This window comes from Rhizobium sp. 01T417 (assembly GCF_056398905.1).
Genome location: NZ_JBFTQH010000003.1, coordinates 270,033 through 289,656 on the forward strand (window position 1 = coordinate 270,033; position 19,624 = coordinate 289,656).

Annotated in this window: 18 protein-coding genes; 7 read left to right on the plus strand and 11 right to left on the minus strand. The window is 60.7% G+C overall.

Going from position 1 to position 19,624, the window contains the following annotated elements; genetic code table 11:
* Positions 1-2: 2 nt before the first annotated feature.
* Complete coding sequence (gene pyrC / locus AC1DPR_RS05175; RefSeq protein WP_113470581.1) at positions 3-1,043, plus strand: dihydroorotase; 1,041 nt, start codon at positions 3-5, stop codon at positions 1,041-1,043.
* A 43-nt stretch (positions 1,044-1,086) separates the two neighbouring features.
* On the opposite strand, the gene AC1DPR_RS05180 is transcribed toward pyrC, so the two are convergent.
* Positions 1,087-1,575: an anthrone oxygenase family protein gene (locus AC1DPR_RS05180; protein WP_477815822.1), complete on the minus strand. Its 489-nt coding sequence runs from the start codon at positions 1,573-1,575 to the stop codon at positions 1,087-1,089.
* A gap of 207 nt (positions 1,576-1,782) precedes the next feature.
* Between AC1DPR_RS05180 and AC1DPR_RS05185 the strand changes: the two genes are divergently transcribed.
* On the plus strand, positions 1,783-2,433 hold the full coding sequence (locus AC1DPR_RS05185) for a TetR/AcrR family transcriptional regulator (RefSeq protein WP_113470582.1): 651 nt from the start codon (positions 1,783-1,785) through the stop codon (positions 2,431-2,433).
* Between the two features lie 40 nt (positions 2,434-2,473).
* On the opposite strand, the gene AC1DPR_RS05190 is transcribed toward AC1DPR_RS05185, so the two are convergent.
* Positions 2,474-3,745, minus strand: a complete 1,272-nt coding sequence (locus tag AC1DPR_RS05190) for an MgtC/SapB family protein (RefSeq protein ID WP_018857683.1) — start codon at positions 3,743-3,745, stop codon at positions 2,474-2,476.
* Between the two features lie 239 nt (positions 3,746-3,984).
* Here AC1DPR_RS05190 and AC1DPR_RS05195 point away from each other — a divergent pair, with 239 nt between their 5' ends.
* Together AC1DPR_RS05195 and AC1DPR_RS05200 are read left to right on the plus strand one after the other, a co-directional pair.
* Complete coding sequence (locus tag AC1DPR_RS05195; RefSeq protein ID WP_025658768.1) at positions 3,985-4,674, plus strand: orotate phosphoribosyltransferase; 690 nt, start codon at positions 3,985-3,987, stop codon at positions 4,672-4,674.
* Between the two features lie 90 nt (positions 4,675-4,764).
* Positions 4,765-5,691 (plus strand): carbohydrate kinase family protein, encoded by a 927-nt coding sequence (locus AC1DPR_RS05200; RefSeq protein WP_113470583.1) that lies wholly within the window; start codon positions 4,765-4,767, stop codon positions 5,689-5,691.
* Positions 5,692-5,697: 6 nt separating this feature from the next.
* On the opposite strand, the gene AC1DPR_RS05205 is transcribed toward AC1DPR_RS05200, so the two are convergent.
* Positions 5,698-6,498: an alpha/beta fold hydrolase gene (locus AC1DPR_RS05205; protein WP_113470584.1), complete on the minus strand. Its 801-nt coding sequence runs from the start codon at positions 6,496-6,498 to the stop codon at positions 5,698-5,700.
* A gap of 159 nt (positions 6,499-6,657) precedes the next feature.
* Here AC1DPR_RS05205 and AC1DPR_RS05210 point away from each other — a divergent pair, with 159 nt between their 5' ends.
* Positions 6,658-6,942 (plus strand): BON domain-containing protein, encoded by a 285-nt coding sequence (locus AC1DPR_RS05210; RefSeq protein ID WP_018857679.1) that lies wholly within the window; start codon positions 6,658-6,660, stop codon positions 6,940-6,942.
* 78 nt (positions 6,943-7,020) lie between these two features.
* Here AC1DPR_RS05210 and pgi read toward each other — a convergent pair whose 3' ends face one another.
* Both pgi and AC1DPR_RS05220 read right to left on the minus strand, forming a co-directional pair.
* Entirely contained in the window at positions 7,021-8,655 is a 1,635-nt protein-coding gene (gene pgi / locus AC1DPR_RS05215; protein WP_018857678.1) for a glucose-6-phosphate isomerase, read from the minus strand.
* Positions 8,656-8,793: 138 nt separating this feature from the next.
* Entirely contained in the window at positions 8,794-10,494 is a 1,701-nt protein-coding gene (locus AC1DPR_RS05220) for a long-chain fatty acid--CoA ligase (protein ID WP_113470586.1), read from the minus strand.
* A 247-nt stretch (positions 10,495-10,741) separates the two neighbouring features.
* Here AC1DPR_RS05220 and AC1DPR_RS05225 point away from each other — a divergent pair, with 247 nt between their 5' ends.
* Positions 10,742-11,134, plus strand: a complete 393-nt coding sequence (locus AC1DPR_RS05225; protein ID WP_018857676.1) for a PRC-barrel domain-containing protein — start codon at positions 10,742-10,744, stop codon at positions 11,132-11,134.
* A gap of 119 nt (positions 11,135-11,253) precedes the next feature.
* Here the strand turns inward: AC1DPR_RS05225 and AC1DPR_RS05230 are convergent, their stop codons facing one another.
* The 6 genes from AC1DPR_RS05230 to osmF form a co-directional block, all read right to left on the minus strand.
* Positions 11,254-13,704, minus strand: coding sequence for a glycoside hydrolase family 2 protein (locus AC1DPR_RS05230; protein ID WP_113470587.1), 2,451 nt, complete (start codon positions 13,702-13,704; stop codon positions 11,254-11,256).
* 9 nt (positions 13,705-13,713) lie between these two features.
* Positions 13,714-14,109: a VOC family protein gene (locus AC1DPR_RS05235; RefSeq protein WP_025658774.1), complete on the minus strand. Its 396-nt coding sequence runs from the start codon at positions 14,107-14,109 to the stop codon at positions 13,714-13,716.
* A 47-nt stretch (positions 14,110-14,156) separates the two neighbouring features.
* Positions 14,157-14,906, minus strand: coding sequence for an ABC transporter permease (locus AC1DPR_RS05240; protein ID WP_018857673.1), 750 nt, complete (start codon positions 14,904-14,906; stop codon positions 14,157-14,159).
* Complete coding sequence (locus AC1DPR_RS05245) at positions 14,903-15,847, minus strand: ABC transporter ATP-binding protein (RefSeq protein ID WP_113470588.1); 945 nt, start codon at positions 15,845-15,847, stop codon at positions 14,903-14,905. The genes AC1DPR_RS05240 and AC1DPR_RS05245 overlap by 4 nt, the downstream gene beginning before the upstream one ends.
* Positions 15,844-17,010, minus strand: coding sequence for an ABC transporter permease (locus tag AC1DPR_RS05250; RefSeq protein ID WP_113470589.1), 1,167 nt, complete (start codon positions 17,008-17,010; stop codon positions 15,844-15,846). Before AC1DPR_RS05250 ends, AC1DPR_RS05245 begins: the two co-directional genes overlap by 4 nt.
* Positions 17,011-17,075: 65 nt before the next feature.
* The gene (gene osmF / locus AC1DPR_RS05255; RefSeq protein ID WP_018857670.1) at positions 17,076-17,984 is read right to left on the minus strand and encodes a glycine betaine ABC transporter substrate-binding protein OsmF; all 909 of its coding nucleotides are present in this window, start codon (positions 17,982-17,984) and stop codon (positions 17,076-17,078) included.
* A 420-nt stretch (positions 17,985-18,404) separates the two neighbouring features.
* On the opposite strand from osmF, the gene AC1DPR_RS05260 reads away from it, so the two are divergent.
* Entirely contained in the window at positions 18,405-19,598 is a 1,194-nt protein-coding gene (locus AC1DPR_RS05260; protein WP_025658779.1) for a LysR family transcriptional regulator, read from the plus strand.
* The last annotated feature ends 26 nt before the right edge of the window (positions 19,599-19,624 follow it).

Below are 19,624 nucleotides of genomic sequence, written 5' to 3' on the forward strand. Positions count from 1 at the left end.
GCATGCAATCGATTACCATCCGTCGCCCCGATGATTGGCACCTGCACCTGCGGGACGGCGCCATGCTGGAAGGGGTGATCGGCGATACCAGCCGCGACTTTGCCCGCGCGATCATCATGCCGAACCTCGTGCCGCCGGTGGTGACCACGGCGGATGCCGAAGCTTATCGCGGCCGCATCATGGCGGCGCTGCCGAAGGGCGACATATTCCAGCCGTTGATGACGCTCTACCTGACGGAACATACGAATCCCGATGATGTCGAGGTCGGTAAGACGAGTGGGCTGATCACGGCGGTCAAGCTCTACCCGGCCGGTGCCACGACCAATTCACATGGCGGGGTGCGTGATATCGAAAAGGCGATGCCGGTGCTGGAGCGCATGGCCAAGATCGGCCTGCCGCTCTGCGTTCACGGGGAGGTGACGACGCCTGAGGTCGACATCTTTGACCGTGAAGCGGTGTTCATCGAGACGGTGCTCGATCCGATCCGCAAGCGCTTGCCCGAACTCAAGGTGACGATGGAGCACGTCACCACGAAGGACGGCATCGACTACATCAAGTCCGCGAAGGGTGGTCTCGCAGGCTCGATCACCACCCACCACCTGATCATCAACCGCAACGCCATCCTCGTCGGCGGCATTCGCCCGCATTACTATTGCCTGCCGGTGGCCAAGCGCGAAAACCATCGTCTTGCGCTGCGTGCCGCTGCAACAAGCGGCGATCCGCGCTTCTTCCTCGGTACGGATTCGGCGCCGCATGTCGATCCCTTGAAGGAATGTGCCTGCGGCTGCGCCGGCATCTATACTTCGATCAATACGATGAGTTGCCTTGCGCATGTCTTCGAGCAGGAGAATGCGCTCGACAAGCTCGAAGCCTTCGCGTCGCTGAACGGCCCTTCCTGGTATGACCTGCCGGTCAATGAAGTGAAAATAACGCTGGTCAAGCGTAACGAACCCGTCAGTTTTCCCGCCAAGATCGAAACCGGCGCTGGCTCCGTTACGGTTTTCGATCCGATGTTCCCGCTCCATTGGGATGTCGAACGCTAAAGCTTTCCATTGGCAATTTTGCGCGGACTGCAGTCCCTCCCGCTTAGATGAGCATCAAGGCGCGGACGAAGGCCATGGATGCGAGCAGCGAGGCGATTGTCCTCACATGGTTCCACCACGTCCAATCCTTGAGATAGCTCGCCCAGAGCGCGGTCGCCTCGGCGCCGCCACCACCGACTTTCGCCAGCGCGTCGTTCATCGGCACGTTGAAGACGATCGTCGAGAGGAACGATGCAAAGATATAGAGCACCGCTCCGGCCAGCATCCAGACGCTGATGCCTTCGCGCCAGTTGAAGAATGCGAAGGCAGCGATCACAAGGCAGAGGACCGCGGTCGGCACGAAAAGCAGCATGAAGGGCGAGCGCACGATCGTGACGTTGATGGAGTTCATGGCCGCTATGCCCTGTTCGGAGGGAATGCGGGCGAACGACGTCATGATGAAGGTCGAAAAGGCAAAGAAGATGCCGGCGACGAGGCCGCTACCGATCGCAGCAGCCGCCAGAACGATCCAGAGAACCAGTGTCATGTTCATATCCTCCACGGGCCATTGGCGGCAGCATCACGCAGATGGGGCCGAAAATCCTTGGCGGGGCGGTCGAAAAATTACTGGGTCCCGCGCGTCGATGAGAATGGAATGCCGCATAAGAATACTCCTCCGGCAAAAACAAGAGAAAGTCTCTCATTTGTAAAATGAGATAAGCTCTCTTATTTTCGTCGTCAAGGAAAAACGGAGAGTGGAATGGGCGAAGAGGTTTCCGTGAGCCGCAGAAGACAGCCGGAATCAACCGGCCAACCGCGCCGGATTCCGCAGCAGAAGCGCGGGCGGGAGCGCTTCGAGAAGATCCTTTCGGTGGCGCTCGAGCTCATCGAAATGAATGGCAGCGATGCGCTGAAGATGAGCGAGATCGTTGAAAAGGCAGAGCTATCCTTCGGCGCGCTCTACCAGTATTTCCCGGACAAAAGCTCGATCATCCGCACACTGGCCGAACGCTTCAACGAGCAGGGCAAAGCCTGCGTCGAAGCCGAGCTTGCGGCGGTAAGGGACGCGGCGACGCTGCGGCAGGCGCTTTGTAACATCGCCGACCAGTATTACGACTTTTTCCGGCAAGAGCCGGTGATGCGCGATATCTGGGTCGCCACCCAGGCCGATCGGCTACTGCAACAGATCGATGCCGAGGACATGGAGTTTCATGCCCAGGCGTTGCTTTCGGTTCTCGCCACGCTGGAACCAGGGCGGAGCAAGGGCGAACTTGTCGCCATTGCCAGGCTGACCATGCAGCTGCTGGCAGCCGCCGTCCGCTATGCGATCTCGCTGGATGATACCGAGGGACGGGCTGCGATTGTGCTTTACCAGCGAATGCTCCCGATCGATATCGGCCGGTTGTCGTAGTCACGGCGACTGGTGGAACTGGTCACGCCGGTCCAATTGTTCAGGCCGGCAAAAAGCTGCGCGCCGCGAAATAGCCGATGGCTCCGAGCGCGACCGCCACGACCGAAGCCAGCCCGAGCGCCATCGCGTATTCCCGCCGGCCGGCGGTGAAGGCAAGCACCACCTTTGTCACCGCGTTGACCGCGACGGCGATCAGAATGACGTCAGCCGCCTTAATCACGTCGATCGTCGAGCCGGCGAGGCGCGCGGTGGATAGCGTGATGGCATCGACGTCGACGAGGCCGGAGATCGCCGCCACGACGAAGAGCGCGGACGGGCCGACATATTCGATCGCGATCTTCGACACGAGACTGATCAGGCCGAGCAGCAGAGCAAAGGAAATGACCGTGGTGAGCTCGAAGGGGTTCTTGAGGTCGATCTCCGGCGCCTTTGTCGCGGTCTCCGAACGCCAGACCGAAAACAGCGCCGCTGCCAGGAAACCGATGATTGCAGGGACCAGCGCGGCGGCGAGGGGCGCCAGCAAGGTGAAGGAAAGCGCGCTGGCGATGACGAGAACGCGGGCGAAGGAGAGGGCGCCGGCAATGCCTGCCCCTGCCGCAAGGTGGCGTGCGCCCTCCGGCGCCTGCGCCGAATAGCGGGCGAAGGAAAGCGTCAAGGCGGTGGACGAGACAAGCCCGCCCGCGGCACCTGCCAGCAGAACGCCACGGCCCGGGCCCATCAATCGAATGGCGGCATAGCCGGCGAAGGACAGGGCTGCGATGGTGATCGTCAGCAGCCAGAGCGAGTAGGGGTTGAGCGCGCCCCAGGGATCCAACGCCCTGTTAGGCAACAGCGGCAAGGCGATGACGGTCATTGCAAGCAGCACCAGCGCCGAGCGGAGCTCCACCCACGTCAATCCTCTGAGGAAGCCATGCAGGCTATGGCGAGCCGCAAGAATGACCGTCGTTGCGACACCGCCGGCTGCCGCGGTAACGATGTCGCCGACAGCTGCCAGAAAGCCGAGCCCGAACACCACCAGGGCGGCCACGACCGAGGTGATGCTGTAGTCTTCGTTTTCCTTCGTCTCCTGCCACTTGCCGGCAATGTAAATGGCCCCCAGAAGCATGGCGATCGTCGCAGGCAAAAATGGGCCGGTCATCGCTTGAAGCGTTCCGGCTATTCCGCCGAGAAAACCGGTAAGGCCGAACGTCCGGATGCCCGCCGCTCTGCCGCCAGCGCGAATGTCGCGCTCCTGCCATCCCCGCTCGACCCCGACGAGCAGGCCAATAGCAAGGGCGACGCCGAGCCGCTGAAAAACCTCAATATGCTCCATGACGTGACGATATCGCCGCCGCGCCGGCGCGCAAGCGCAAATAACTGAAAGAATTGATGCATTGCTGGCTCAGCGCAACGAAGGCGGTGCCTTCAGGCACCTCTGGACGGATGCCCGGCCGACGTCTTCAAGCGCTGTCGCGTTTTTTGCCCTCATCGACGGCGTGGAATCGCTCGCCGTTCTGGAAAACTGCCGCGCTTGCTGCTATTGGCCCATAAATTTGACCAAAGGAGAGAGCGATGATCCAGACGACATTCACCGACCGCGCCGTGATGGCGGAACTCGTGGCGAAGATGCTCTGGGAGATCAAGGCGGTGCACTTTAATGCAGCGCAGCCCTACAAATTCGCCTCCGGCATGGCGAGCCCGGTCTATATCGATTGCCGCAAGCTGCTCTCCTTTCCGCGCGTGCGCTCGACCGTGATGGATTTCGCCGCCAGCGTCGTTCTGCGCGAAGCCGGTTTCGAGCAGTTCGATTGCGTGGCGGGTGGCGAGACTGCGGGCATCCCATTTGCAGCCCTTCTCGCCGATCGCCTCAGCCTGCCGATGATCTATGTCCGCAAGCAGCCGAAGGGTCATGGCCGCAACGCGCAGATTGAAGGCAACATGCCGGAGGGCTCACGCGTCCTCGTCATCGAGGACCTGACGACGGCAGGCGGCAGCATGTTCAAGTTCATCGATGCCGTCAGGGCTGCTGGCGGCGTGGTCGATCATGGTATCGCCCTGTTCTATTACGGTATTTTCGATGAAGGCGCGCTGCGCTTTGCCGATGGCAAGGTGAAGCTGCACTACATCGCCACCTGGCGCGATGTGCTTGCGGTTGCCAAGGCGCAGAAGCTGTTCGACGAGAAAACCTTGAGCGAAGTCGAAGCCTTCCTCGATGCGCCGCTCGCCTGGTCGGGACGCAATGGCGGCATTTCATCACTTTGAATGAAGAATTGCGTCGCGGCGCTTTGCTTTTGCCACGAAATTATCTAATCGATTTGAGCATCGATGGATCGTAATGCTTGGGAGGCCGGAATGATTTTGTGCTGTGGCGAAGCGCTGATTGACATGCTGCCGCGGGAGACGACTCTGGGCGAGAAGGGCTTTGCCCCATACGCAGGGGGCGCGATCTTCAACACGGCGATCGCACTCGGACGCCTCGGCATTCCGACAGCCTTCTTCACCGGCCTCGCCGACGACATGATGGGCGAAATCCTGCGCGATACGCTGCAGGCGAGCAATGTCGACTTCAGCCTCTGCGCCATCACCCCACGCCCGTCGACGGTCGCCTTCGTCAAGCTGGTCAACGGCCAGGCAACCTATGCCTTCTACGACGAAGGCACGGCCGGGCGCATGATCACGACCGACGATCTGCCTGTCCTCGGCGACGATTGTGAGGCGTTGCATTTCGGCGCGATCAGTCTCATCCCGAGCCCCTGCGGCGAGACCTATGAGGCGCTGCTCGACCGCGAATGCGACAAGCGGGTGATTTCGCTCGATCCGAACATCCGCCCGGGCTTCATCAAGAACAAGGACGCCCATATGGAGCGCATCAAGCGCATGGCGGCGAAGTCCGACATCCTGAAATTCTCTGACGAGGATCTGGAATGGTTCGGCCTCGAAGGCAGCCATGACGACCTGGCGGCCTACTGGCTGAAGCAGGGCGCCAAGCTCGTGGTCATCACCAAGGGTGCCGAGGGCGCGTCGGGCTACACCAACGAGCGCAAGGTCACCGTGCCGAGCGAGCGCGTCACTGTCGTCGATACCGTCGGCGCTGGCGACACCTTCGATGCCGGCGTGCTTGCCTCGCTGAAGATCGACGATCTCCTGACCAAGGAAAAGGTCGCTTCGCTCAGCGAAAAGGCGCTGCAGAACGCGCTTTTGCTTGGTGCCAAGGCCGCTGCCGTCACCGTCTCGCGCGCCGGCGCCAATCCGCCCTGGGCGAAAGAAATCGGCCTCTGAGACAGGCTATAGCCGATCGAGAAAGGCGAGCACTTCGCGGTTGAAGTGCTCTGGCCGCTGCAGCGGCGCGAAATGGCTGACCTCCGGAAGCAGGATGAGTTCGGCATCGGGGATGCTGCGGACCAGATAATCGGCGTGCTCGCGCTTGATGAACTCGTCATTGTCTCCGAGCACGACCGCGACCGGCACCTTGATGCCAGCGAGATCGGTAGCCGTATAGTTTGGCTCGGTTGCCATCATCTTCGACACATCGCCCACGAAGCTCTCGAAGGCATCGGGCGTGGCGGATAGCGCCTGATAATCCTTCCGATGACGACTGAAGCAGCGATCGATGACCGGTGTCGGCTTGAATTCAAGCGTGCCACTGGGATCCATGTTGCAGGCGAAGAAAAACACACCGGGTACCCGCTCTGGCCGCTGGTCGGCGAGGATCAGCGCCGTACAGGCCCCGTCGCTCCAGCCGACAAGGGCGGACTTCGTAAGCTCAAGGCAATCCATCACCGCAAGAACGTCGCCTGCCATCTGGGCATAGTGATAGGGGCGCATGTCGCGCGTGCTGCGGCCGTGGCCGCGACTGTCGATAACGACGACCTGTCGGCCCGCGGCGACCAGTGCCGGCACCTGATAGCCCCAGTTCCCCGCATTGCCGAGCCCGCCATGCAGCAGGATCACGGCTGGGCCGGAACCGTAGGTCGCATACCAGATGCGAGCGCCGTCGTTCGCGACGAAGCCTTCGCGCTGCGGCCTTGGCAGGGGCGCTGCGCCATGTGCCTCGAAATTCAGAAGCTCGTCGTCCGTCACATCCATTCAACCTCTCCTCATAGCGATGTACCTAAGACGCATCGTGAAGCCGAATTTCGACATTGACCAAGCGCTACCACAAGACAAATGCCGGCGCATGTCATACTTAATAGACTGCTAATATTACGGCCTGTAGCTTCAGCGTTTAACGTTGGAGGAGAAGAAATGGTTCTACGCGTTGATGGTCAAGGCTGGTCGCTCAGCAGCGTCGAAGCCGGACATTGTTCGGCGGCGACCAAAGCCGCGGTCAAGTGCGCACTGGAAGCGTCATCGGAGTTCGACAGCACGCAGATCGTTGTTTCAATGCTTGGCGATTTCGTGGTGCTTGAAGGCTTCGTCCGCTGTCGCGGAGATGACGAACTAGCCGCGGATGTCGCCGCTGCCATCGTCGGATCGACTCAGGTTCACAATCGACTGATATGTCGAGGCTTCCCGAAGAGGTCGAACTAGAGGACGGGCTTTTAAGCCCTCAAGCCAATTTCCAGACTGTGTAAAGCTCCCGCGGCCAGCCGCGGGAGCTTTCTGATCTCAATGCTCTGTTTTGGCAAGTTTTGCCAGTGCGGCAACGAGGCCCTGCGTCGAGGAGTCGTGGCCGGCAGCGCTTTCCTTGCCTTCCACGACAGGCAGCAGACCAGTCGCCAGTTCCTTGCCGAGTTCGACGCCCCACTGGTCGAAAGAGTTGATGCGGAACAGCACGCCTTCGACGAAGACTCGGTGCTCATAGAGCGCGATCAGGCGACCGAGCGCGTAGGGCGTCAGCTTGTCGTAGACGAAGGTGATCGACGGGCGGTTGCCGGTGAAGACACGATGCGGTGCGATGAAGTCGGCCTTCTTGTCGTCCATGCCCTTGTCGGTCAGCTGCTTCTTCGCCTCGTCGAAGGTACGGCCCTTCATCAGCGCTTCGGACTGCGCAAGCACATTCGATATCAGAAGCTCGTGCTGGTGGCGCAGATTTGGCTCGAAGGCGTTCGCCGCGATCATGAATTCGGCCGGGATGACGCTCGTGCCCTGGTGGATCAGCTGGTAGAAGGCGTGCTGGCCATTGGTGCCGGGCTCGCCCCAGACAACAGGACCGGAATTACCCTCGACGGGCGTGCCGTCGATCGTGACACCCTTGCCGTTCGATTCCATGTCGAGCTGCTGCAGATAGGCCGGGAAGCGCGACAGGCGCTGGTCGTAGGGCAGGACGGCACGGGTCGGATAGCCGAGTACATTGCGGTGATAGAAGCCGATCAGGCCGAGCAGCATGGGCAAGTTCTTGGTGATCGGTGCGGTGCGGAAGTGGTTGTCGACGGCATGGGCGCCCTCGAGAAACTTGATGAAATTTTCCGGGCCGATGGCGATCATGATCGGCAGGCCGATCGCCGACCAGAGGGAGTAGCGGCCACCCACCCAGTCCCAGAAGCCGAAGACGCGTTCGCTCTCGATGCCGAAGGCCGCGACCTTGTCGAGTGCGGTCGAAACGGCAGCGAAATGATGCTGGACGGCGGCGTCGCCGAGCGCGTCGGCGATGAACTTGCGCGCCGTTTGCGCGTTCGTCATCGTCTCTACGGTCGTGAAGGTCTTGGAGGCGACGATGAACAGTGTCGTCTCGGGCTGAACGAGCTTCAACGTGTCGGCGATATTGGCGCCGTCGATGTTGGAAACGAAATGCGCGCGCGGTCCATCATGGAAGGGCGCCAGCGCCAGCGTTGCCATCACGGGGCCGAGGTCAGAGCCGCCGATGCCGATGTTGATGACGTCGGTGATGGCCTTGCCGGTCGCGCCCTTGAGACTGCCGGAGCGGATGCCATCGGCGAATTTGCCCATGGCGGCAAGCACGGCGTTGACATCAGGCATGACATCCTTGCCGTCGACAAGCACCGGCGTATTGGAGCGGTTGCGTAGCGCCGTGTGCAGAACGGCTCGGTTTTCGGTGAAGTTGATCGCCTTGCCGGCGAACATTTCGTCACGCTTGACTTCAACGCCGCCCGTCTCCGCGAGCTTGACCAGGAGAGCCAGGATCTCGTCGTTCACGGCCGTCTTGGAATAATCCATCAGGAGGTCGTCGAGCGACACGCTGAAGCGCGAGAAACGCTGCGGGTCGGCGGCAAAGGCGGCGCGCAGATCGGTTGCCTTGGTGGCGGCTGCAGTGCTCTTCAATTGTTCGACGATGGCATTCATGGGAGGCTCCTTTGCAGGGCGAGAGGGTCGCGGAAACTATTCGCTTTGTAGGGCGCAAATCAAGTTCGGCGACCTCTCGGAACGCAAAAAAGCCATCTGAACAAACGGATGGCTCATAATTTCACGCGACCGTCAAACTTAGCCGCGCAGATCCTTGCGCAGGATTTTTCCGACTGGCGTTTTCGGCAGTTCGGTGCGGAATTCCACGAAGCGCGGCCGCTTGTAGTTGGTGAGGTTTGCCGCGCAATGCGCCTTGACGTCTGCCTCCGTCAACGCCGGGTCCTTGCGAACCACGAAGAGCTTCACGGCTTCGCCGGAATGCCCGTCGGGGATGCCGACAGCCGCCGCCTCGAGGATGCCGGGATGCATCGCCGCCACTTCCTCGATCTCGTTCGGATAGACGTTGAAGCCGGAGACAAGGATCATATCCTTCTTCCGGTCGACGATCTTGGTGTAGCCGCGCGCATCCATGAAGCCCATGTCGCCGCTGCGGAAATAGCCGTCCGGCGTCATCACGCGGGCGGTCTCCTCCGGTTTGTTCCAGTAACCAGCCATCACCTGCGGGCCGCGGATACAAATCTCGCCGATCTCACCAAGCGGCAGCGAATTGCCGTCCTCGTCGCGAATGTCGAGATCGGTGGATGGAATCGGTAGCCCGATGGAACCGGTGAACTCTGCCGAATCGAAGCGGTTGGCGGTGGCGACCGGCGATGTCTCGGAGAGACCATAGCCTTCGGTGATATGGGAGCCGGTGATCTTCATCCAGCGCTCGGCGACCGGTCGCTGCACCGCCATGCCGCCACCGAGCGACATCACGATGGAGGAAAAGTCGAGCTTGGCGAAATCGGCGTTGTTCATCAGCGCGTTGAAGAGTGTGTTGAGGCCGGGGAAGATGTGGACCTTCACCCTGCCGAATTCCTTGACCAGCGCCGGAATATCGCGCGGGTTGGCGATGAGGATATTGTGGGCGCCGAGCGACATGCCCATCAGCGAATTCACCGTCAGTGCGAAGATATGATAGAGCGGCAGGGCACACAGGAAGTTCAGAACCTCTGGGCGCGGCTTCTTGTCGAAAGCCGATCGCAGCCACAGTTCGAGCTGCAGCTTGTTGGAGAGCAGGTTCCGGTGCGTCAGCACCGCGCCCTTGGCAATGCCGGTCGTGCCACCGGTATATTGCAGAAAGGCGATGTCGCCCCCCGTCAGGCTTACAAGTTTGAAAGGTTGGCCGGCACCTTCCGCGAGCACCTGCTTGAAGGTCTTGTGCTGCGGAATAGACCATGAAGGAACGAGCTTCTTGACCCTGCGCACGAGCAGATTGACGATCAGCCCCTTGGCGCCCAGCATCTCGCCGAGCGACGTGACGACGACATGGCGCACATCGGTTTTGACCAGTACCTGCTCGACCGTTCGCGCGAAGTTTTCGAGCACGAAGATGGCCTTGGCGCCCGAGTCGCGCAGCTGATGTTCCAGTTCGCGGGGTGTGTAGAGCGGATTGACATTCACGACCACGAAGCCGGCCCGCAGGATCCCGTAAACGGCGACCGGATTCTGCAGAACGTTCGGCATCATGACGGCAACGCGGTCACCCTTCTCGAGGCCGATGCTCTGCAGCCACGCTGCAATCTTGCGGGTCTGGCTCTCAAGCTCGCCATAGGTCAGCGTCTTGCCCATGCTGGAAAAGGCGATGCGATTGGCATAGCGCGCGCAGGATTTCTCGAGCAGTTCCGCAAGCGATTCGTATTCCAGCGGTGGAAGCTCTGCCGGCACGCTGTTGGGATAGGTCGCAAGCCAGGGCTTTTCGGGCTTCGCACCGCCTGGATGGACGGAAATGCTGTTCATATGGTCTCTCTCCCTGTCGCTGCCGGCCGGTCCCACCGGCAAGCCGATTGGACGATCCTCCATCTTCCAACGCGGCAGCTTATGTCATCGCCTGAATGGTTCAAGCTGAGAATAGAGCTACACTAACCTTAACGTAAACGTCAATAATCATGTATTGGCGGTTGCTGTGAGTAAATTGGGAACATCGAGTGCGGGGCAGCGTTTTTTCTCCGTGGGCCAACCACGAGGAAACAAAAGGAGGTGCACCATGCTGCATCAGGACGCTGACAAAACCCGCCGTGACCCAAATGTGAAGGACACACCGACACTGATTGCCAGCGACCGCGTGGAAGGCACCCGCGTCTATGGAGCCGATGGCAAGCATATTGGCTCTATTGAACGATTGATCCTCGGCAAGCAGGATGGCCGCGTTGCCTATGCCGTACTCGAGTTCGGCGGCTTCTTGGGCATCGGCCACGATCACTATCCGCTGCCGTGGGAAAAGTTGACCTACGATACCCAGCTGGACGGCTATCGCATCGATCTGACGAAGGATCAGATCGAGGGCGCGCCGAGCTATGCGGACGATGACGACACCTGGTACAACGATAATGGCCGCCGAGTTTACGACTACTACGGCGTGCCTCCCTACTGGATGTAACGTCGTCCGCACACGCGCGGTCCCTTGATCGCGCGTAGATGCGCTGCGCCGCACTCTGCCCACTTGGCGCGCGGCGTGGTAAAACGACCTGGATGGGCCCCGTCGCAGACGGGGCCTTTTCAGTGTGTGGCGACGAGATCGTTGGCGGAGCGCAACACGGTGCCAATGCTGATGTCGCTTACCGACATCGCTTTTGCAGTCCGTAGCGCGAATATGTGACTTTCCCCCGGCAGCAGCGTTACCAGCATCGAATCGACGACGCCATCAGGATCGAGCCGGTCGGCCATCAGGCAAAGGTCCTTCAGCAGGGTCTCCGCTGTCACCTTCACCGCATATCCATCCGTCGTGGCAGTCAGCTCGATTGACGCCCGCGGTGCCGGGAGCTTCAAATCGATGTCCTCGACAAAATAATGGAATGCGCGCCGGTCGAGCATCTGCACGACGATCAGCTCGTCACCGGCATTGTCCGGCGTTGCGATATCCGCCGGCAGCGGAAACTCCCTCGCTTCGAAGCGGTCGCAGAGCAGCCGCCAGAACTCGAATTCGGCGAGCACCGTACCATCAAGCCGCAGGCGCTTGCCCGATATCTTCGCCCGCCAGAACAGCGTGCGCTCGTTGACGGCGACGGCTGCCAGCCCGCCATTGCGTGGCTGGATGGTCAGCAGTCTGGGATCGAATGCCTGTTGCATCGCATACCAGAGCGGTTTGCGCCGTCCTGCCGAGTCGAGCGCCGCCCATGAGGTCACTGGCCAGCAGTCGTTGAACTGCCAGACGACGGCGCCCTTGCAGATGGCGCGGTGCGAGCGCATGTGCTCGATCGCGAAGCGGATGGCGCGTGCCTGGTTGAGCTGCGTCGCGAAATGCCAGTCGTCCATCGTCCGTGGCACCGGCAGATGCCCGGCGAGACCGCGGATCAGCTTGTCGTTGCCCTGTGTCGCCTTCTGATGATGGAATACGCCGTTCGAAACAGGTGTCAGCGGCGTGTCATGGACGCTTTCCTCGATCGTCGCCCAGTTCGGAGGCGCCTGCCAGCCGAATTCCGAGCAGAAGCGAGGGATGTAGTTGCGATAGACCTCGTAGCCGACATCGTTCCAGACATCCCAGATATGCTTGCAGCCGTGCTCGTCCGCGTTCGGCTCGATCTCCATTGTCCCGGAGTAGGGGCTGCCCGGATAATACGGCCGATCTGGGTCCAGCTCGGCGCAGAGCTTTGGCAGAACATCGAGATAGTAGCCGAGCCCCCAGCTTACGCCCTCCTTGATGATCGGGCGCCAGCCCCATTCGTCGAAGCCCCAGATGTTCTCGTTGTTGCCGTTCCAGACAATCAGCGACGGATGTGGCATCAGGCGCACCACATTGTCGCGCACCTCCGCCTCGATCTCGCTGTGCAACGGTTCTTCTTCCGGATAGGAGGCGCAGGCAAACAGGAAGTCCTGCCAAACGAGCATCCCCGCGCGGTCGCAGGTCTCGTAGAACTCGTCTCGCTCGAAGATGCCGCCGCCCCAGACGCGCAGCAGATTGATGTTTGCAGCCTTCGCCTCCTCGATCTGGGAAGCATAACGCTCGGCGGTTACCCGTGGCGGAAAGCAGTCGTCCGGAATCCAGTTGGCGCCGCAGAGGAAAAGCGGCACGTCGTTGATGACGAAGGTAAAGGCGGAGCCGTGTTCATCGGGTGCTGTGTCGAGTCTGACGGAGCGGAAGCCGATCTGCTTAGAGTAGCTGTCGAGTAAGTCGTCGCTTACGCTATTCCGCAATTCGACCTGAAGCGGGTAGAGTGGCTGTGCGCCAAGATGATGCGGCCACCAGATCTGCGGCGCTGGAACAGTCAGCTGGAACTCGACCGCATCGGCTCCTTCCGCCAACTCGGCGACGTGGCTGACGCCGGCAATGCTCGCGACGATCTTCGCGCCAGCGCCGTCGCGGCGCTCGATACGAGCGCGAACCGTCACGAGCCCCTCGCCGCCTGCAAGCGTCGCCGAAACCCGCGTCTCCGCAAGCCGCGCCCGCTCCCAGCTTTCCAGCCGCACCGGGTTCCAGATCCCCGAGGTCACCAGCGTCGGACCCCAGTCCCAGCCGAAGTTGCAGGCCATCTTGCGCATCAGGTTGCCAGGGCCGGGATAGTTATTCGGCCGGTAACCGTAATGCGCCTCCATCTCGGCGCCGTAGGCATAAGGGGAGCGGAAGGTCACAACGAGTTCATTCGCGCCCTGCTTCAGCCGCTCCGACACGTCGAAGCGATAGGTGCGGTGCATGTTGAAGGTGCGGCCTAACTCTTCGCCGTTCAGCACGATCGTCGCGACCGTATCGAGGCCTTCAAACACCAGTCCCTGGACTTTTCCGGCATCCGGCGCTGCATCGAAGCTGCAGCGATAGGTCCAGTCTTCCTTGCCGATCCAGTCGTTGGTGATCTCGTTGACGTCGAGATAGGGGTCCGGGATCAGACGGTTGGCCAGAAGGTCGAGATGTACGCAACCCGGCACCTGTGCAGGAATTTCGGCCGGCAGGTCGCGTCGACCGGCAACGTTGCAGGAGAGCGTCCAGCCACGGTTCAATTCGGTCTTTTCAATCATGTGAAGCTCTTAGAGATAACGGCCGTGACGCTGCAGGACTTCGATCTTGTAGCCGTCGGGATCTGTGATGAAAAAGAACAGCGCCAGCAACTTGCCGTCGCGATTGAGCTCGACGATCTTGCCGGGGTTCAATCCCGCCTCCGTCAGACGCTTGTGCTCCATCTCCACTTCCTGAACCGAGAGGGCAAGATGCCCGTAGCCGTTGCCGAGGTCATAAGGCTCGATGCGCCCCTTATTGACCGTCAGCTCCAGCTCGAAGCCGGTCTCGTCATTGCTCATGTAAATCAGGGTGAAGGTGTCGAAATCGATACGATCGGCGACCTTGAGGCCGAAGACCTTGCCGTAGAACTCGACCGAGCGCGCCTCGTCGAGAACGCGGATCATGGAGTGGATCATCTTGGCCAAGGCTGCCTCCCATTGCCGATATCACGGCAGCCTTGGTAGCCGTCGCCTCATGCCGGGCGCAAGCCAATTCTTTCAGTGATGGCGTTTTCGATCAGCCCCATCGCATCATAGATCAACACCGCCATCAGGCCGACGATCAGGCCGCCTTGCAGGATGAAGGCGGTATTGTCGGAGATCAGCCCGGCAATGATGACTTCGCCCAAGCCCTTGGCGGCCACCGTCGAGCCGATCGTTGCCGTGCCGATGTTGATGACGGTCGCAACCTTCAGACCCTCGAGGATCAGCGGCAGGGCGAGCGGCAATTCCACCTGAAAGAGCCGCTGCGTGCCATTCATGCCCATGCCGTCGGCGGCATCCAGCACGGAGGGAGAGACTTGCTTGAGGCCGGAGACGGTGTTTTCGAAAATCGGCAGGAGGCCGTAGAGAAAGAGCGCGATCAACGTTGGCCCGGCGCCGAAGCCGGTTGCAGGCACGGCAAGGGCGAGCACTGCCACCGGCGGGAAGGTTTGGCCGGCATTGGCGATCGCCCGGGACAGCGGCAGGAAGTCCTCGCCGCTTTTGCGGGTGACGAATATGCCGCCGAGGATCGCGAGAACGGCGCTGCCGACGATCGAGATCGCCACGAGAAACAGATGCGAGGCGGCAAGATGCGGAAGGCTGTTTTGGGTATAGACCGCCGGCGCATTGTTGCTCGTCAATGGTAGGAGCAGGAAGGACAGCCACTCCGTCCGGAACAACAGGATCAGCAGCAGGACCAGTGCAGCAGCACGGAAGAGGTTCGCAAGGACGAGCTTCATGCCTTCCGGCCCAGTTCGAGCAATCGCGTCATCGAGATCGAGCCGACAGGCGCCTTGTCCGCATTCTGGACGGCGGCTTCGCCAACGCCCTGCCAGATCATCTCTGCCAGGGCATCTCGCAGGCTGAGCGACTGCGGCAATGCGTAAGCGAGGCCTGACTTTGCCGGCTCCATGCTTTCCTTCAGCGGCAGCAGCGACATCAGCTTCAGCGCCCGGTCGGAGGTGCCGGTCAATTGTTGCACGAAGGGATCGGCCGGCTCGGTCAGGATCTTTTCCGGTGTCGAGCATTGCAGCAGCTTGCCGGCGCTCATCACGGCGATCTGGTTGCCGAGATGGAAGGCCTCGTCCATGTCGTGCGTGACGAGGACGACGGTCGTACCGAACTGCTTCTGGATCGCCAGCAAATCGTCCTGCGCCTTGCCGCGGATGACGGGATCGAGCGCCCCGAACGGCTCGTCCATCAGCAGCAGTTCCGGCTCCGCGGCAAGCGCCCGCGCAACGCCGACTCGCTGCTGCTGCCCGCCGGAAAGCTGGTGCGGATACTTTTCGGCAAAGGTCGCGGGATCGAGGTTGAACAGGCCGAGCAGTTCCTCGACGCGGCGCTTGATTTTCGCCGTATCCCAGCCAAGAAGCTGCGGCACCGTCGCGATGTTTTGCGAAACGGTCCGATGCGGAAAGAGGCCGTGCCCCTGGATCGCGTAGCCGATCTTGCGGCGTAATTCTGTCACCGGCACGTCCATGATGTTCTGCCCGCCGACGAAGATCTCGCCCGATGTGATCGGCACGAGACGGTTGATCATCCGCATCAGCGTCGATTTGCCCGAGCCGGAGGTGCCGACAACAGCCGTGATCGAACCTTTCTCGACTTCCATTGAGACGTTGTCGACGACGGCCGCCGTGCCGTAGCGCTTGGTGACGTTCCTGATTTCGATCATGCTCATGCGGCGGATCCCCGTATGCTGTCGATGACCGCATCGAGGATGACGGCCGAAGAAAAGGCGAAGAAGACGGTCGGCACGGCGCCGAGCAGAACGAGGTCCATGGCTGTTTGACCGAGCCCTTGGAAGATAAAGATGCCGAAGCCGCCACCGCCGATCAGGGCCGCGACCGTCACCAAGCCGATCGCCTGTACCAGGACGATACGAATGCCCGTCAAAATGACGGGAAAGGCAAGCGGCAAGTCGATGCCGGTCAGAATTTGGCGACGCGTCAATCCCATGCCAGCAGCTGCATCACGTACCGAGGGATCGACTCCCTGCAGACCGACGACGGTGTTGGCCACGATCGGCAACAAAGAATAAAGGACAAGCGCGATCAGCGCCGGCGCGGCGCCGATGCCGCGAATGCCGATCGAGGCGGCGGCGGGCACGTGCGTCGCGAGATAGCCGAGCGGCAGCATCAGGATGCCGAAGAGCGCAAGGCTCGGGATCGTCTGGATGAGGCTGAGGCCCTGCAGGACGACGGCACGCAACTTTGGAACCCAGAAACACAGGATGCCGAGCGGTAGACCGATGACGACGGCGATCGCCAGTGAACCGAGTGCCAAGAGCAAATGGGCGACCGCTTCCGTCCAGAACTGCGCGGATCGGGTCGCGAATTCCTTCATGATCGAGAGATCGTCGAGCAGTCCGGAAGCAAGGAAGATGCCGAGCAATCCGGTGTAGACGACAAGGGCCGCAATACGCATCCACGGCGTAAGCTTGATCTTCACGAGCGCATCCGAGACGACGAGCCCGATCACCGCAAACAGCACCCAGAACCCACCACCCGGCGTCATGCGTGCGGCATTGCTGGCTGGTGGCGTGAAGGCCGATGCTGCAAATCCGATGGTCGCGAGCAGCGCCGCAAAACAAAGGGTGGCGATAACCAGCCGCAGCAGCGCGTTTTGAAGAAAAAGCACGGCAAAGGCCGTGGCCAGTAGGAGGATCGTCAGGATGAGGGCGGAAGGTTGATTGAGCAGCTGCGTCAGCAGCATGGGCTTTCCGGCGGCGATGCGGTTTGCCTTCACATAGATGAAAGGCAGGAGCGCAGTTGCGGCAACGCTTGTTGTCACCAGCACCACGCCGAGCCGGTCCAGTTTGCGGACCGCTAAGGTTTCTTCCATCGATCCATCCTGTCCGGTCGAAAGGCTGCTCCGCCCGCGAGCAGGCGGAGCATCGGGCAACGAGATTACTTCAGGAAGCCCTTTTCCTTCAGGTAGCCTTCGGCAACCGACTTGGCCGGTTCGCCATCCACCTGGATCTTGCCGTTCAGCTTGCGCAGTTCATCGGCGCTCAGGCTCTTAAAGATCGGTGCGAGCACTTCCTCGATCTTCGGGTTTGCCTTCAGTACTTCCTCGCGGATGATCGCGGTCGGCGCATAGACTTGTTGCACGTTCTTGTCATCCTCCAGAACCGTCAGTTCCGCGGCCTGGATCGCACCATCCGTACCATAGACCATGGCGGTGTTGGCGCCGTTTGTCTGGTCGGCTGCAGCCTTGATGGTGGCGGCGGTGTCACCGCCCGAAAGGACGATTTCCTGGTCTGGCTTCAGCGTGAAGCCGTAGGTCGTCTGGAATGCCGGAAGCGCGCCAGCCGAGTTGACGAACTCGGCGGATGCCACAAGCTTGGCAGCACCACCGCCTGCGACCCACTTGCCGAAGTCCGACATGGTCTTCAGGTTGTTCGGGCCGGCGACGTCGTTGCGGACCGCGAGCGCCCAGGTGTTGTTGGCGGGGGAAGGCGCCAGCCAGACAATCTTGTTGGCATCGTAATCGAGCTTTTTGGCCAGTTCGTAGCCCTGTTCGAGGTTCTTCCAGGCTGCATCGTCGGCCTTGTTGAAGAAGAAGCCGGCATTGCCGGTATATTCCGGATAGATGTCGATTTCGCCTGATGTGATTGCCTTGCGAAGAACCGGCGTCGTCCCAAGCGCAACACGGTCCTGCGTCTTGATGCCGTTTGCGTTGAGCGCGAGCACGATCACGTTGCCAAGCAGCGTGCCTTCAGTATCGATTTTCGATGAAACGACGACGTCTGCAGCATGGGCCGCCCCTGCCGCAAAGGCGGAAAGCGTGACGGCAAGAGCGAATTTCTTCAACATGGATTGTCCCCTTGATTTACACCGTTTGACCTCGTGGCGGGCCCTGGCGGGAGCCTTCCACGTATAAAATCACCGGCGAAAGCAGCCTGGCTGCGATCATGCCGGAAATACGTGCGTCATGGAAATAGCGTTCGCGTTCGAAAAATCGATGCAAGCCTCTCCAGTTTTGCGGTCGCGGCGCGATTATGGCGGTGAATGCAAATGCTTGCGTGAAAATGCATTTCCTTTTCCATCGCTGCCGCGATTTGTTTTTGTTCCCTTGCGTGTTTCCGCAGATGTCCGGTGCTCTTCAGTGCTTTTACTGTCCAACCCGGTTTTGTTCTTGGCGGGAACGATAGCCGCCGGATTCCCCGACAGGGATATCTTTTTTCGCGAACACATCATATCGTTCGATTTTTCATACTGTTACGGAGAAAGCGATTGCAGCTCGGCACGTTGTTTGTCGCCAGTCACGTGCTCACATCGGGTTCGGTCAGAGAGACGGCACGAAGCCTTTCGCTTGCAGCATCGACGGTCTCGACTGCAGTCCGCAATCTCGAAACGGAGCTTGCCCTGAAGCTGACAGAGCGCAGCTCCGGCGAGCTTGCGACGCTCCTCGCCAGCAACGACGTGCGCGAAAAGCTCGCCCCGATCGTGCGGGCAGCTGAAGAGCTCGCGAACTGGATGGGGACCAACGAACCGTCGCGTCTGCCGATCAAGATCACCACGATGGAGCGGTTCCTTGAGGTCGCTGACCAAGGCAGCATCAACCGGGCGGCGCGACGGCTGAAGCTCGGTCAGCCGCAGCTTTCGCTTCAGATCGCGACTTTGGAGAAGGCGCTCGGTCATCGCCTCTTCGAGCGGCAGGCTAATGGCTCCGCGCTGACGGAGCAGGGTAGCCGGATCTATGCAATCTTGCAGGCCATCACGCAGGAGTGGAATGATCTGAAAGCGTCCGCTGACGAACGCTATCAGCGCACGGCGCGGGCGCTGCGCATCGGTTCGATCATTCCGACAGGATCGGAAAGTTGGGTTGCACGATGCCTTGGCGCTCTCGTCGCCGAATGGAACGCCCGCCGCAGCAAGAATGCCCTGTCTCTGGTGTTGATGACGGCGGATGACTTGCGGGAAGCTTTGAAATCCGGCCGGATCGACGTTGCCATTCTCGACTCCGTTTTTGGTCTTGAGCGCTTCCAGCATCGCGAGTTGCTGAAGACCGAGATGGTCCTGATAGCACCGCTGCAAAGCCGAGAGCGGACAGTGGCCGAGCTTGTCGAGGGTCACGCGATCTGCACGCCGAGTTCGAGGACGGGGCTTGGACACGCCACGATGGCGCTAAGCCACGAGCGCACTGCCAATCGCAGGCACCGCAACCAGGATATCACTGCCGCCGACTCTCTGCCTGTGATCGTCGACCTTGTCGCCAACCATGGCTATATCTCGTTTCTTGGCCGCGTCAGCGCCATGCCCATTGCCGACAAGGTTCGCATCGTCGAACTTGAGGAGTCCATCCCGATGTCCTATCACGTCGCCTTCAACCATCGGAAAGCCTCGGCTGACGCAAGTGCCGTGATTGTCGCCGCCGTTGCCGAAATAATTGCCGAACCCGTCGCGCAAGAAAACGCTTTCGCTTAAATGGACGGCGCGGCGGACAAGGAGAT